The 14,873-nt window shown below is 47.1% G+C and carries 11 protein-coding genes and 3 tRNA genes; 5 read left to right on the plus strand and 9 right to left on the minus strand.

Going from position 1 to position 14,873, the window contains the following annotated elements:
• Positions 1-127: 127 nt before the first annotated feature.
• The 6 genes from tig to ACO5JD_RS02430 all read right to left on the minus strand — a co-directional run bounded on the left by tig (position 128) and on the right by ACO5JD_RS02430 (position 4,437).
• Complete coding sequence (gene tig, locus ACO5JD_RS02405; protein WP_021625437.1) at positions 128-1,471, minus strand: trigger factor; 1,344 nt, start codon at positions 1,469-1,471, stop codon at positions 128-130.
• Positions 1,472-1,536: 65 nt separating this feature from the next.
• Positions 1,537-1,621: transfer RNA gene (locus ACO5JD_RS02410), tRNA-Leu, on the minus strand.
• Positions 1,622-1,750: 129 nt separating this feature from the next.
• Positions 1,751-1,972, minus strand: coding sequence for a hypothetical protein (locus tag ACO5JD_RS02415; protein WP_484987294.1), 222 nt, complete (start codon positions 1,970-1,972; stop codon positions 1,751-1,753).
• 36 nt (positions 1,973-2,008) lie between these two features.
• Complete coding sequence (locus ACO5JD_RS02420; RefSeq protein WP_484987296.1) at positions 2,009-2,488, minus strand: hypothetical protein; 480 nt, start codon at positions 2,486-2,488, stop codon at positions 2,009-2,011.
• Between the two features lie 138 nt (positions 2,489-2,626).
• Positions 2,627-3,988, minus strand: a complete 1,362-nt coding sequence (gdhA, locus tag ACO5JD_RS02425) for an NADP-specific glutamate dehydrogenase (protein WP_484987298.1) — start codon at positions 3,986-3,988, stop codon at positions 2,627-2,629.
• A gap of 372 nt (positions 3,989-4,360) precedes the next feature.
• Positions 4,361-4,437 (minus strand) — tRNA-Pro (locus ACO5JD_RS02430).
• 202 nt (positions 4,438-4,639) lie between these two features.
• Between ACO5JD_RS02430 and ACO5JD_RS02435 the strand changes: the two genes are divergently transcribed.
• Together ACO5JD_RS02435 and ACO5JD_RS02440 are read left to right on the plus strand one after the other, a co-directional pair.
• Positions 4,640-4,715 (plus strand) — tRNA-Gly (locus ACO5JD_RS02435).
• 397 nt (positions 4,716-5,112) lie between these two features.
• On the plus strand, positions 5,113-6,084 hold the full coding sequence (locus tag ACO5JD_RS02440) for a diacylglycerol/lipid kinase family protein (RefSeq protein WP_021625441.1): 972 nt from the start codon (positions 5,113-5,115) through the stop codon (positions 6,082-6,084).
• 231 nt (positions 6,085-6,315) lie between these two features.
• On the opposite strand, the gene ACO5JD_RS02445 is transcribed toward ACO5JD_RS02440, so the two are convergent.
• The gene (locus ACO5JD_RS02445) at positions 6,316-6,969 is read right to left on the minus strand and encodes a GntR family transcriptional regulator (protein ID WP_021625442.1); all 654 of its coding nucleotides are present in this window, start codon (positions 6,967-6,969) and stop codon (positions 6,316-6,318) included.
• A gap of 215 nt (positions 6,970-7,184) precedes the next feature.
• Here ACO5JD_RS02445 and ACO5JD_RS02450 point away from each other — a divergent pair, with 215 nt between their 5' ends.
• Positions 7,185-7,961: a dimethylarginine dimethylaminohydrolase family protein gene (locus ACO5JD_RS02450; protein ID WP_035438091.1), complete on the plus strand. Its 777-nt coding sequence runs from the start codon at positions 7,185-7,187 to the stop codon at positions 7,959-7,961.
• Between the two features lie 83 nt (positions 7,962-8,044).
• Positions 8,045-9,547 carry a basic amino acid/polyamine antiporter gene (locus ACO5JD_RS02455; protein WP_051317753.1) on the plus strand — a complete coding sequence of 501 codons (1,503 nt, stop codon included), beginning with the start codon at positions 8,045-8,047 and terminating at the stop codon, positions 9,545-9,547.
• A 294-nt stretch (positions 9,548-9,841) separates the two neighbouring features.
• Here ACO5JD_RS02455 and ptsP read toward each other — a convergent pair whose 3' ends face one another.
• Together ptsP and pfkB are read right to left on the minus strand one after the other, a co-directional pair.
• Entirely contained in the window at positions 9,842-11,548 is a 1,707-nt protein-coding gene (gene ptsP / locus ACO5JD_RS02460) for a phosphoenolpyruvate--protein phosphotransferase (RefSeq protein ID WP_035438092.1), read from the minus strand.
• Between the two features lie 104 nt (positions 11,549-11,652).
• Positions 11,653-12,588 carry a 1-phosphofructokinase gene (gene pfkB / locus ACO5JD_RS02465; RefSeq protein ID WP_484987300.1) on the minus strand — a complete coding sequence of 312 codons (936 nt, stop codon included), beginning with the start codon at positions 12,586-12,588 and terminating at the stop codon, positions 11,653-11,655.
• A 325-nt stretch (positions 12,589-12,913) separates the two neighbouring features.
• Here pfkB and ACO5JD_RS02470 point away from each other — a divergent pair, with 325 nt between their 5' ends.
• Positions 12,914-14,851 (plus strand): DUF4012 domain-containing protein, encoded by a 1,938-nt coding sequence (locus ACO5JD_RS02470; protein WP_021625448.1) that lies wholly within the window; start codon positions 12,914-12,916, stop codon positions 14,849-14,851.
• Positions 14,852-14,873 lie beyond the last annotated feature (22 nt).

The raw sequence follows: 14,873 nt of genomic DNA on the forward strand, positions 1-14,873 counted from the left end.
TTCGCCTACGAAATGCTTTACCTAACGATGGTACCCCACTCGTGACACTCTGAGACATTTATGGATAAAAGTGCCCCGGCAGTTTTTCTGCCAGGGCACTTGACCATCAAAAACTTGCGACCAAAAACTACTCAGCGTCCTCGCTGGCCTCGTCCTTGTTGCTCTCATCCTTGGCGCGAGCCTCGGCAACCTCGTCAACCTCGGTAACCTGTGCATTCTCAACAAGCCAGTTAACAGCCTTGGTGCGACGGATGGACTGACGCACAGCAGGCATACGACCATCAGAGAGGAACTCTTTGATGGAGGAATCAACATCTTTGACGTTGGCCTTCTCAAACTCACTACGGATATCCTCATCGCTGCATTCAAGCTTGAGCTCGCACGCCAAAGCGTCAAGAGCCAGAGACTGACGCGCGCGCTCTTCGGCCTGATCGTGCAGGTCAGTCAAGAACTCATCGCTCTTGATACCCTGCATACTGAGATACATATCAAGATTCATGCCACGACGAGAAAGCTGACCCAAGAACTCCTGAGCGAGCTCATTGAACACCTGATTTTGGTAGGCCTCGGGAACCTCCTCAAGGTCGAGCTGCTCGCCAATAGCGGCTACAACGCGATCCTCCTTGAGACCAGGCAGACCTTCCTTCTTGTCTGCTGCAACTTCTTCCTTAACGGCGTCACGGAGTTCAGCGACGGTATCAAAACCAAAGCCAGTCTTGGCAAACTCATCGGTAAGCTCAGGAGTAACTGCCTTCTGGATGGTATTGACAGTAACCTCAACCTCAAACTCATGGGTATGGTCACCATGGCTATGAGTCCAAGAGATGGTCTTGGTCTCACCAACCTTCATGCCAACAATTTCAGAGACGAGCTCATCGGCAAGATTGGGATTGCCAAGGGCTAAGGTACGATCCTCACCAGCAATACCAGACTCGCCCTTCTTGTCAACGGCAGTGACCGTAATCATGTCCTTGTCCTTGACTTTCTTGGCACGCTTATTGGGTTCAAAGGTGGTGCGATAAGTGAGCAACTGCTCAATTTGGTTGTCAATCTCCGCCTCGGTTACCTCTGCGGGAGGCATATTGATAGCGGGGGCATCATAGCTCTTAAGACCAGCAACGGGAGGCACGACAACAGTGCAGTCGATAACAAAATCCTCGTGCTCAACGACAGGATCAGACTCGCCCCAGTCGGGACGCTCAACGGGAACAAGGTCGAGTTCCTCAATCATCTGAGGTTGAACCTCCTGGAGCAGCTCGTCAGTAGCCTGTGCGAGAACTGCATCCCTACCCAAAATGCCGTCAATAACAGGACGTGGTGCACGACCACGACGGAAGCCCTGGAAGTTATAGCGCTGAGCAATGTCACGATAGGTCTTCTTGACCGTAGCATCGACCTCAGCAGCAGGGACAGTAACCTTGGCCGCGACCTTGCCGTCGTCGGTCCTCTCAGAAGTGACGGAAATCTTCAACGTTCCTCCAGTGTCTCATGCCAAATCATATGCAAACGTTAATCTGGCTTTACCTCTAGTGTGAATGGTGCGGGCGAAAGGACTTGAACCTTCACGGGTTGCCCCACTGGAACCTAAATCCAGCGCGTCTGCCAATTCCGCCACGCCCGCATATAAACACACAGGAGAAGATATTAGCAAAACTACCCTCCGCTGGGTAGGAAAACTCAAACTGACCACGTAGCAACTACATGACTACCGTTGACGGAAGAAATGTAAGCGGATTACCTATGTAAAGCTTTACTTGCCAAATACTTCTGTCGCAGCCGCTTCTGCTTGTTTGCGTGTAAATCCATCAAAGATGAGCTGACGCTCCATGTCTTTTTTATCTTTGATGATGTCATAATCGTAGTAGCTCCAAGCACAACGTAGTGCCTGCTCGTTCCAATCAATTTTGATATTTTCTACAGCATAGGTGGCCTGCTCGTCAGTAAAACCTAAATACGCTAATTCTTTTTGCAAACCCGACTGTGAGCTGGCAGCACTTCCTATCAACTGCTATGCATATGCCAAAGCTTCCGCATTCCAGTCAATACCGCTATGGTCTATAGCCCATACAGCATCAGCCTCCGAAAACTGATCATTTGGCTTAAGCATATTAAGAAGACTATCGCGCGAATATGGACTATGAGCAATGTAACCAACCATTTGATTGTAAGCCGCACGTTGACCTTTGGTTGAAGGTTGCATAGTGGGGGTAGGAACGGCAGGCAACTCTACCTCGGGTTTTTCAAAAAGATGCTCATGTTGAAGAGTATGCCTAACATACGAAGTTGAAGTATTGCTCGTAGGCGTATCTAAAGGTTCTATAGGAGACGGAGACACCACTCCTGAAGCGGAACCCAATGCAACGGACAGTGCCACGATATTGGCACCGACCAGCAGGCTGCGCCGAATCGTACGTTTGCGGATTTGCTTTTTTCTATTATCCGCCGACATTTTTGCTAGATTCATGGAGTCAGTCGTAAAAAAGCTCATGGGTGCCTACTATCAGCGTTTAGTTTACAAACAATACGTTATACCTAGGTCTATCCTAGACGAAAAACAGCGCCTGCCGGGCATAAGACCGGCAGGCGCTGCAAAACCATCACGCTAGGATTATCTAGTAAATACGCCTTAGCAAACACCCTGAGCCATCATGGCCTCTGCCACTTTGAGGAAGCCAGCAATGTTGGCACCAAAGACCAAATCGCCCTCATGACCGTACTGCTTTGCAGCGTTACTCGCAACGGTATAGATAGACTCCATGATGCCTTTAAGTTTTTCGTCAACCTCATCAAAGGTCCAAGAGAGATGTTCTGCATTTTGGCTCATCTCAAGACCAGAGGTCGCAACGCCACCAGCATTTGCAGCCTTGCCAGGCGCAAAGAAGACGTCATTTTGCAGCAAATACTGAGTTGCTTCAAGCGTGGTTGGCATGTTAGCGCCTTCGACCACATACTTAACGCCGTGAGCAACAAGCTCCTTGGCATTGCCGAGATTGAGCTCGTTTTGCGTAGCACAAGGCATAGCAACATCACAGGCCTCGCCCCAAGGACGCTCACCCGCATGATAGACAGAATTAGGACGAGCGGTAGCGTACTCGGTCAGACGAGCACGATGTACTTCTTTTACTGTCTGCAAAGTGGCTACATCAATGCCATCGGGATCATAGACATAGCCTGATGAATCAGACACGGTAACAACTTTTGCGCCGAGCTGCTCTGCTTTTTGAACTGCATAGATTGCAACATTACCCGAGCCAGAAACGCAGATGGTCTTATTTGCAAGAGGAGCTGCTGCAACGGTGGGAGTGCCCTCTTTTTCGGCCACCATATGAGACAGGAAGTAAACTGCGCCATAGCCCGTTGCTTGCGTACGTGCAAGAGAGCCACCATAGCTCAGACCCTTACCGGTAAGTACGCCAGACCATTCATTGCGCAAGCGCTTATACTGGCCAAACATATATCCAATCTCGCGAGCGCCCGTGCCAATATCACCTGCGGGAACATCGGTATTAGGACCAATGTGACGGAAAAGCTCGGTCATAAAGGACTGACAAAATGCCATAACCTCACGGTCAGACTTACCCTTGGGATCAAAGTCACAGCCGCCCTTGGCACCGCCCATGGGAAGCGTTGTGAGACTATTCTTGAATATCTGCTCAAAACCTAGGAATTTTAGGATGGAAAGATTCACGCTAGGATGCAGACGCAGACCACCCTTGTAAGGACCAATAGCTGAATTGAATTGGATACGATATCCGCGATTAACCTGAACCTTACCCTCATCATCAACCCAAGGCACACGGAACATAACAATGCGCTCTGGCTCTACAAGACGCTCAAGCAAAGCGGCTTGCTCGTACTCGGGATGAGCATCAAGGGCAGGTTGAAGGGTTGTTAAGACCTCAGTTGCAGCCTGAATAAATTCAGGCTGGTCAGCGTAACGCTCGGAAAGCTCAGCGATAACGCGCTCGGAATAGTTTTGCTCGGACATGATTCCCCTCTCATGGTAGTGCGGGCACGACGCCTGTCGCCCCGGTGCGAACGCCATCCCAAGATGACGTCCCTCTGGCGTACTCATTCACGCCAAGTCTAGAGTAGGTGGGTTTTTCTTTGCCTACTAAATCAAGTATTAAATTTATCTGTTACGAAACAGTTCGCCAACCGTTCGCTCATGTACCAGCCTAAACACTCGTATATTTTTTATCAGTCGAGATATCTGCATCTTTGTCTGTCTGAACACGTGCATACTTGTCCGCTCGTCTGTCCGCCTAGACGCTTACCTATCCACTGCTTAGACGCTATTCCTTGACATATAAGACGTTCTGCTTGATAAAAAACCGCAACAAAGGCGACAAATAAAGTATGGTCGGGGCGGCGGGATTCGAACCCACGACATCCTGCTCCCAAAGCAGGCGCGCTACCAGGCTGCGCTACGCCCCGTTGACGGAGGGCAATTATAGATGAGCTGTGCCTTTATCGCAACGGATAGAACAACTTACCAATAATTTTTTACTTTGCTTGCTATTTGCTCACAAACCCCTGCCATGAAAATATTCTTATTCTTGTGAGAATTACTCAGCAAAGGCAAGATTTATGTAGCGTGATGTGAAGACTTGGGCTATTCTGTCTTAGCACGTCATGTGCGGCGGTAGTTCAATTGGTAGAGCGTCAGCCTTCCAAGCTGATTGTTGCGGGTTCGAGTCCCGTCCGCCGCTCCATACAAATGCAGAGGTCAGCGTCACTGAGGCGCTGGCTTTTTTTCATACGTAAAGCTATGGTGTGACACCAACTTTCGGGATATAGAAAAAATGAGATTCCTTTTTTATCATCCCATCCAAAAAGGGTTCGTTTTTCACTTTTGGCTCCACAAAAGGGGTCTGGTAAATTTTGGGTCAATGATGAATTAGGAATCCGATTCCGATGAAATTGATGAATTGTGAACCGTTTTCGCATGTTGCAGCTTCGCGCTGTAATGTATGCTGCGTTTTATATGCCACATTCCAACACACGTTTTTCCTATATGCCCAAATTTTCATGTCCAACGCTGCTTTTGTAGGCTGGCCTATACTTTGTACAAGCAAAATTTGAAGAAACTGAGTTTGAAAGGTTTTACACATGAGCCGACAACTGGGACGCACTATCGCCATTGCCAACCCTGCTGCTCGCAGTGGTAAAGGGGCTCATGCAGCTGAGTTTGTCCGCCGATACTTTGAAGCGCATAGCTCCGCAACAGATAAGTTCCATATGCAGCTTACCAACGCAAGTGGCCATGCTCAAGATATGGCTGCTCAAGCGGCTGAGGCAGATACCGTCATTGCGCTAGGTGGAGACGGACTTATCAACGAAGTTGTGAATGGTCTTATGCAAATACCTGCAGCCCAGCGCCCCATTCTTGCTGTTATAGCCATGGGTTCAGGAAACGATTTTGCGCGTACGCTTGGATCTGCCATTAACGACCCTGAAGCTGCACTTACTGAAGTTATGATGGGTACGACAAAGCAGCTTGATCTAGGTGTTTTAGATAAGGACACTCCACAAGAAAAGTACTACATAGAAACTCTCTCATTTGGGCTTGATGCAGCTATTGCTCTTGATACCACCAATCGTCGCGCTGCAGATACTCATCAACAAGGAGCTACACTTTTTGCTACTTCTGGTCTCAAAATTATGAGCAAAGCTCATCATGGCTGGGCTTTTAGCGCAAGCTACTGCGATGCTGCTGGCAACAAAAAAGAAATTGCAGGTCACGAAATTATTTTTGCTGTGCAACAGGGCGTAACCTATGGTGGCGGCTTCCAAATTACACCTAAGGCAGATGCATCTGATGGTCTGCTTGACCTTTGTTATAACTGCAGTTTGCCGATGGTGCCTAACACTCTGCGGCTCTTTGGCTTGACTCGTCTAGGAAAGCACACACGATCTCGGCATTTAGCTTTTGATCAATTAACTCATTTGGACATACACTTCCCCGAGGAAATTCCTCCTGGACAAATCGATGGAGAAAAAATACCCAAACAGGAACATCACAGCATTGATGTTGTCCCCGCTGCTTTGAAAGTTATCATTTCGAACAATACTACCGACTAATTGAAACAGCCCGCTGCGTAACAGCAGCTCCAAAAAAATAAAATATATTTTTTGCTCTTAAAAATATCTACACTATTCCATCGTTCATTTATATATGTTCAGAAGAATAGATGGTTAATATTTTTAGCCCCGAGGAGGCTTTTTTGGTAGGAATGCGAACAAAAAAGCCTCCTCGGGGCTGTTTCACCCGATATAGCTGGATACAGACTACGTGGTTAGCACGGCTCTTTCCTACCACGACAGATATTTAGCGTTATCCAATGACCAGTGCACATCCCGTATATAAGATTGCAAACTAATACCATCCCGCTTCTTGAAAAGTGCCAAAATATGTGCGTGTTCCTTATTGGCTTTGCGCGCATTGGCTTCCAGCACATCAGGCTTTTCTTGCAAATAGGCGCGTTTCATAAAAAAGCGATTAAGATCATCAATATAGTCTACAAGTCGACTGTTGCCACACTTTTGCACGTAAGTCTGATGAAACTCGCGTTGCAAATCATCATAGCGATCAAATAACCCGCTATTGATCGCCAGCTGCATACTGTTACACAAAAATCCTAGTTGCGCAACATCATTGTCGCTCATACGCCCTGCTGCCAAAAGAGCCGCTCTCCCATCAAGCGGCCCCAAAATCTCAAACACTTCGCGTGCTGCCGACTCATCAAAGCCACGCACAATAAAGCCTTTTCGCGGCAAACGCTCCAAATAGCCCTCGTCTGCAAGCTGCATCAGCGCTTCTCTCACAGGGGTACGGCTAACTGACAATGCATCAGCAATACTTTGCTCGCTAATATGTTCAAACTCCCCCAGCATGCCTTCATTGATGAGATTGGCAATATGCATATACACATGATCTTTGAGAGAAAAGTATCTTTCTTTACTCATACTGTCACACACCTATAACTTATTGTATTTACAATACTATTGTATACAATCGTCATTCTTGCCAATATAAACAAAAAAATAAAGATAAACAGCGTATAAATTACCGCTTACTGAAAAAATAATACCTTTGAGTATGAATTGTACACGGTATGCAAATCTTAAAGATATTTTGGACTTACGAAGCGCAAAGTTAGTTTTTTGAAAGGAGTTTTACCATGGCTAGATTTACTCATTGCATCGTCCGTCGTCCAAGTCACTCTTTGCTTAACGGCATTACCTCTGCCCCTGAGCTTGGAAAGCCCGACTATAATCGCGCTATTGAAGAGCACAATGACTACATTGATGCCCTTACGCGTTGCGGCGTAGATGTCACCGTACTTCCTGCATCCGAAGAGTACCCTGACAGCTGCTTTGTTGAGGATACCTGCGTAATTACACGTTGTGGTGTTATCGTAGACAACCCAGGAGCTGACACTCGTCGTGGTGAGGCAGCACTGCTTGAACCTGTACTGCATCGCTTTTTTGATTATGACAAAATTCGTCACATTACCTCACCAGGCACCCTTGAGGGCGGTGATGTCATGATGGTAGGTAACACATTCTATGTTGGCAGGTCAAAACGTACCAATGCAGAAGGCATCCGTCAGTTTGCCGCCATCCTACAAGAGTGGGGTCTGAAGTGTGTTGAAGTCCCTCTGGAGAAAGTGTTGCATCTAAAGACAGGCGTCAACTATATCGAGAACAACAATATGCTCGTCTCTGGCGAATTTATCGAAAAAACTGATTTTGCAAGCTACAACAAGATCATTGTTCCTGAAGAAGAGGCCTATGGCGCCAACTGTATTTGGATAAATGACACAGTCATCGTCGCCGAGGGCTATCCCGTTGTGCTCAAGGCTGTACAAGATGCTGGTTACAAAACTATCGTGGTAGATACGTCTGAATATCGCAAACTCGACGGCGGTCTATCCTGCCTAGGCTTGCGCTTCTAGAACTTTTTTCTTCATCCCCAAAAGGTTGCGCGGGTCGGCAAAACGATCCACGCAACCTTTTACTACGGAGAGAGGGTGCTACGATGCAAACATCTAATGTAATGACAAGTAGTCCCGCAAAATTACTCATAGACGAGCAAGGTAACAAAATCATCGATCCCAATGGCATGGGTCTGCTACGCCTGTCAATGATGGTTATCACAGCGAGTATTTGCGGTGGTATTTTCTCACTGGCAGGTGATCTTGCAGCAGGTGGTGCCAATACAGGAGCTGTACTGATCAGCTGGGGCATCTGCTTTGTAGGCGTACTATCACTTGCTATGTGCTTTTTTGGTTTATCACGTGCACGGCCTGACCTAACTGGCGGCATTTACGCCTATGCTGCAGCAGGATTTGGTGATTTTGTTGGCTTCATTTCAGCATATGGTTACTGGATTTCAGGATGCCTATCTAACGTCTCGTTTGCTCTTCTACTCTTCTCAGCACTTGGATATTTCTTTAAGCCTTTTGAAGGCGGCAACAATCTTCTCTCATGTATTTTTGCCTCCGCATATCTGTGGTTTTTGGTCTGGTTGGCAGCAAAAGGTGTCAAAGAAGCAGCTAAGCTCAACGTTTTTGTAACCATTGCAAAGATTATTCCTCTTGGGCTATTTATCGTCTCAATTTTGCTGTTGGGTAAATTTAATCCTTCTATTTTTATGACTAACTTTACAGGTGAACCAGGCGGCCCAGGCTTTTTTGAGCAGGTTGTATCCACTATGGTTGCACTTGTTTGGGTCTTTACTGGCATCGAAGCGTCCGTGGTAATTTCAGGACGTGCTCGTCTCGCAAAAGATGTGGGGCGCTCGACCATTATTGGATTTGTTTCCATTTTTGTACTGTATATGTTGATATCGGTCCTCAGCATGGGTGTAGTACCTCGCGAGCAAATGGCTCAACTCGCGACACCTTCGATGGCTGGTGTACTCGAAGCTGCTATCGGACCTATTGGTGCTGCTATAGTCAATCTCGGCGTAGTGTTGTCGCTGTTAGGCGCTATGTTAGGTTATGTCATCATCAATGCCGAAACTCCGTATGAAGCAGCAAAGATGGGTACTTTCCCCAAGATTTTTGCGCAATCAAATGAAGCAGGATCTCCCATCGTGACACTCATTGTGTCATCTGCAATTACACAGCTATTTTTGATTTTGGCAGTATTTGCAACAACCACCTATCAATTTATGTACAACTGTGCCGTATGCACAATTTTAGTGCCCTATGTCGCCTCGGTATTATACTTTGCCAAAATCGCCTGGCAGAACAAGTTCATGGGTGTCGATGGTGCAGGTAATATCAACAAGGCACGCTTTTTTGGTTCGTTGGGCGTGGCATATACTATCTTTCTAGTGTGGTCCTGTGGACTAACTGGCATTATGATTACGACCATATTGTTTACCCCAGGTATTGCTCTTTATGCTTGGGGCGAAGTAACCCAAGGCAAGAAGATTTTGCCAACTATGGTGGATAAAGTTATTGCGGCGATTATTGTCATCACGATGGCAGTATCGATATACCTCATTGCAATGGGTACAATTTCAGTACTGTAAGGAAACTGCTGGCAGGTAGCGTTGGTATGAAGCTGTCTGCTGGCAGACTGATAGGCAGTCACACTGCTCGTTGAACTCCTCCATCAATTCAAAAAGTGTGTATGAGTAAAAATAAAAAAACTTTGTTAGTTTATATCTGGTACTCATAGCGTAGCGACAATAAACTCCATACTAAACTAATACAAACCCCAAAACCTGAAACAAATCAGATTTTGGGGTTATATTTTGGGGTTATGTCAATACTCTTAAAGTGTATAAATAACTATTTCTTTAGCTATCTACCATTTAGCATAATTACTTCTTGACAGCAGCCTGCAAAGCAGCTTTGACCTCAGCAGCAGTATCGAGCTTCATAATCTTTTCAGTCAAAGCGTCTGCTTCCTCCTTGGTCCACTGCGAAATAATGTGACGTGTACGCAGAATGGACGGCGAAGATACGGAGAACTCACCTAGACCAAAGGAAATCAACACGGGAATAATCAAAGGATCGGCTGCTGCTTCGCCGCACATACCAACCATGATGCCAGCCTTGTTGCCTTCTTCAATAATACGCTTAAGCGAACGCAGTACAGACGGCTGATAGACCTCATAGATATACCCAATGCGATCGTTACCACGGTCAGCACACATCGTATAACCAATAAGGTCGTTAGTACCAATAGAGAAGAAGTCACATTCAGCAGCGAGCAAATCTGCAATCAAAGACGCGGAAGGTGTCTCAATCATGGTACCAACCTCAATATTGGGGTTGTAAGCAACATCACGCTCATCGAGTTCCTTCTTGCATTCCTCAACAAGAGTCTTAACCTTGCGGATCTCAACAAGGTCAGTTACCAGAGGCACCATAATCTTGATGTCACCAAAGGCGGAGGCGCGCAGCAGAGCGCGAAGTTGTACCTTGTACTGCTCAGGATTGGCAAGGCAGTAGCGAACGGCACGGAATCCCATAAAGGGGTTTTCCTCCTTGACAAGGTCAAGATACGGAATCTCTTTGTCGCCACCCACATCAAGCGTACGAATGATGACAGGCTTGTCCTTCATACGCAAAGCAACTTTTTGGTAAGCAGAGAATTGCTCATCTTCGGTAGGCAGTTCAGAAGCATCCATAAAGAGGAACTCAGAGCGGAAAAGACCAACGCCCTCAGCGTCATGCTCAATAGCAGCAGTTGCATCATCGGGGTTGCCAATATTAGCAACAAGCAGCTTGTTAATACCATCGGCTGTATTGGTTGGCTTACCGCGATATGCCTCGAGTCTCTTCTTGTCAGCGGCAAGCAGTTCGGCCTTAAACTTGTAGCTATCGAGCTCCTCATTGCTAGGATTAAGGAAAACCTCACCCTGAGTGCCGTCAACAATCAGCAAGTCCCCATTGTTGATAGCGGTCGTGCAGCCCTCAACAGACAGGACGGCAGGAATTTCCATAGCGCGGGCAATAATAGCGGAGTGAGAAGTACGTCCACCCGTCTCGGTAATGATGCCAACGATGTTGTTCTTGTCAATGTCAGCAGTCATCGAAGGTGTTAGCTCATGCACAATAACAACAGAGTGCTCGGGCAGGTTGGACAGGTCAACTAACTCTTTGCCCAAAAGATTGGCAAGCAAACCAGTCTTTACGTCGGCAACGTCAGCAGCGCGTGCCTTGAAGAGCTCGTCTTCCATATTGATAAACATGTTGTAATACATGTCATAGGCTTCAGAGACAGCTTGCTCGGCGCACATACCCTCATCAATGCTGTCATTAACACTCTCGAGGATGCCATCGTCTTCGGCAAACTCGATATGAGCACCCATAATGCCTGCCTCATTTTCGAGACCGCCTGCCTTCATACGCTCAATTTGTTCATTAGTACGAGCAATAAACTTGTCGCGGGCAGCCGAAAAACGAAGTTTTTCAGCCTCTAGATCTTTGGGGGCAGTCGGGGTGAAGGAGAGATCAGGCACCACCGCGACACGCGCAACACCGATGCCAATGCCATCCGATGCATTAACGCCTTTAAACATATGAGCTCCTCTTTTGCGTTCCCATAAGACACGCGCCTGATGGCGCGGCAAATCCATTGACGCCATCTCCGTATAAAGCGAGAAGACAATGTCTAAGACCGAGCCTATTTCTGCTTTGCCTGTTTGTTGATGAGCTCAATGAGGCGACCGTACACGCGATCGATAGTTGCGCGCTTGGCAATACCCTTACTTGCTGCCGTAGCCGTACCGCAAGCAGAAGCAAAACGTAGAGCGTTCTCATAATCAGCACCAGCAGAAACCATGGCGACAAAACCAGCAACCATAGAGTCGCCTGCACCTGTAGCGTTAACAAGGCGAATCTTTGCTGTAGGCACGGTGTGCATCACACCATTCTCATCAAGCAGCAATGAACCATGCCCACCACAGGAAACGATAACGTTTTGTGCGCCGCGCTTCTGTAGCTCACGGGCATAAGGCTCACACTCTTCAGGAGTTTCGGGGTGAGAATTAAAAATACGACCAACCTCATGGTTGTTAGGCTTAATCAAGAAGGGCTCTGCATCCAGTGACTGCAACAGCAACGTACCGGGAGCATCAACAACAAAGCGGATACCACGGCCCTTGAGACGACGCATGATAATCTCATACATATTTTCAGGCAGAGACTTGGGGATGGAGCCTGTCAAAATAAGGGTATCGCCCTCGCCAATAGCATCGATGCGCTCAAGCAGCTCATCGACTTTCTTCTCAGAAATCTTGGGGCCCATACCGTTAACCATTGTCATTGCAATGCCGATAAGCTTGACATTAATACGGGTGAAGCCCTTGTCCAAGCGGACAAAATTACAGGTGAGACCTGCATCCTGCAGCATTTGCAGCATGTAGTCACCCGTAAAGCCAGCAAGCAGGCCCAAAGCTACATTGGGAACCTGTAGCTCATTGAGAAGCGTCGAGACATTGATACCGTTGCCACCGCAATAAATTTCTTCAGTCGAAGAGCGGTTAGTGAAACCCATATCCAACGTCAAAGGATGCATGACGTAGTCAATGGCGGGGTTTAGGGTCATCGTGTAAATCAACGCGAGCTCCTTTCCAAATGCCAACTCGATTCATATTCTCACATACTTAGACTTTACGGAACGAAAAGAGAGAATAATTTGGAAGACGGTCGTTTAAGCCTGCCGTACGTATGGTAAAAGGTGGTATCGGTTTCATGTTTGAATGCCCTCATCACCTCCAAAGCTGCCATCAGCCGCAAAAATCAGCCTACACATGCATAACGGACAAGCAATACAGCACCGAAACATCTCCTTTATCAGTATCATAGTGTGGTGGAAAATAATCAAATACAGGAAGTGTTCAACTTCGCCTTTGAGCACTGGTTGAAGAAAGCAGATTTTGCCCATGGGTAATGACAAGAAATCCCGCGAAGAACGCCTCCGTAATGCTCGTGCACGTTCTGTCGGTCGCGCAACCATCCAACATCCCATGAGCGAGCGCGAAGAGCAGACTGCTCATGTTGCCGAATATTCAGAAAACCGCATGCAGATCACTCACAATCGCGGTTCCCATCATCTGCCCATGCTGCGAATTGCACTGGGCACCGCACTCGCAGTCTTAGTTATCGCCGGCGCCATTGCAACCAATGCCATCTCCAGCGAGGTACGCGAAGCAGGAAGCAAAGCCAAACAAGTCATGGCAAGTTATGCCAGCTTTGAAGACGCTGTAGATGCGGGAGATGTCGCCGCAGCAAATAAAGCTTCTGCCGCAATGATTACCGATGCAGATAGCCTGAAGTCACTTACCCAAGGTTCGCTTTGGCCTTTTGTGTCAATTTTGCCTGTAGCGGGAAGTGATGCTCATACAGCTCAAGAACTTTCCTCCGCTGCCCAGCTACTCTCACATGACATTGTCGAACCATTTATGAAAGTCGCCCAAAAGGAAAACAGCGTTCAAATCCTTTCAAGTGGCAAGGTTAATCTTGCGCTCCTATCAGGCACACTCGATACTCTCAAAGACAATCAAGCAAAAATAACCGAGGCAAAAAAACAGTTATCAGCTCTTGCCTCTACGGGAGATTCCGACTTTGCAAAAGCAACTCAGCATGCTCAAAAAGCCTTCGATGAGCTGGACAAGCGCAGCCAACTTGCTCACAAACTTGCACCGCATGCCGCAACTATTCTTGGTTCTAAAGAAACACGTAATTATCTGGTGGTTATCCAAGATAACGATCAACTGCGTTCCTTGGGCGGTGCCCCCCTTAGCAAGAGCATCCTGACGGCATCCAATGGTTCGTTGGTTTTGCAGCCCTTCTCACATGACGATTCTAGTAGTACCACCTTGAGTGGTAACAAGCTCCTCAAGACATCTGCTGCAGAAGATGAGCTTGTAGGAGACACGCTGAGCTCGCAGCCATCACAAATTACCTCCATCCCCAAGGCATCACGTGCCGCCGAGCTACTCGCACAGGCTTATGAAAATCAGTCTGGCAATCACATTGATGGTGTGATTTTGCTTGACCCTTATGTGGTGCAGAATCTGCTTGCCATAACAGGTAATGTCACCCTTGATGATGAAACTACTCTTGATAGCAAAAATTTTGCTGAATATGTCCTTAAAGAACTCGCGCAAAATACCGGTTCTTGGGAACAGGGCAAAAAGATTGATGATGTTTGCAATGCCAGCGTGGGTCCTTTGTTTGAAAAGCTTGGCAGCATTGATAATGCCAAACTCATCAAGACTCTACATACCAGTGTCAAGCAGGGCAGGTTATCCCTTTGGCTTGCTGATACTGAGGAAGAAAAACTCGTTTCCGAGCTTGGCTTTGCTGGTATAGATAACAATGACAAAAAATCTCCTGTCTTGGGCGTTTATATCAACGAAAAAACCAACGGACGCATTAACTGGTATCTAAATGCAAAAACAGAGATTGGCAAGGCTTCCAAGGAATCTGATGGCAGTGTTAGTTATCAAGTCACTACAACACTCACCAATACAATCGATATGTCTAAGCTTTCTGAACTTTGGAGCAGCACAGGTAGCTTTGTCGTATTGGGCAACGCAAGTGCAGGTAGACGTAGTGATGCCGATATGATGTTGCAGCTCTACTTACTTGCATCCGAAGGCGTTTCGATAAGCGACGTTGATGCCAAAAGTGAATCGCAAACAGGTAATGGTCTAAGCTTCACCCATGAGCCTATGGAATGGGATGGACACAAACTTGAAAACTGCGCTGTACAGCTTGACTTTAGTGAGACAGTTACCATCACATACAAGCTAACCTGCCCTGCCGATGCTGACAAACCAACCCTCAGGCAGACTCCCACAGCCCAAGCTGATTAAGACTGAAGAATTGCACTCGAAA

The organism is Olegusella sp. (assembly GCF_057238325.1).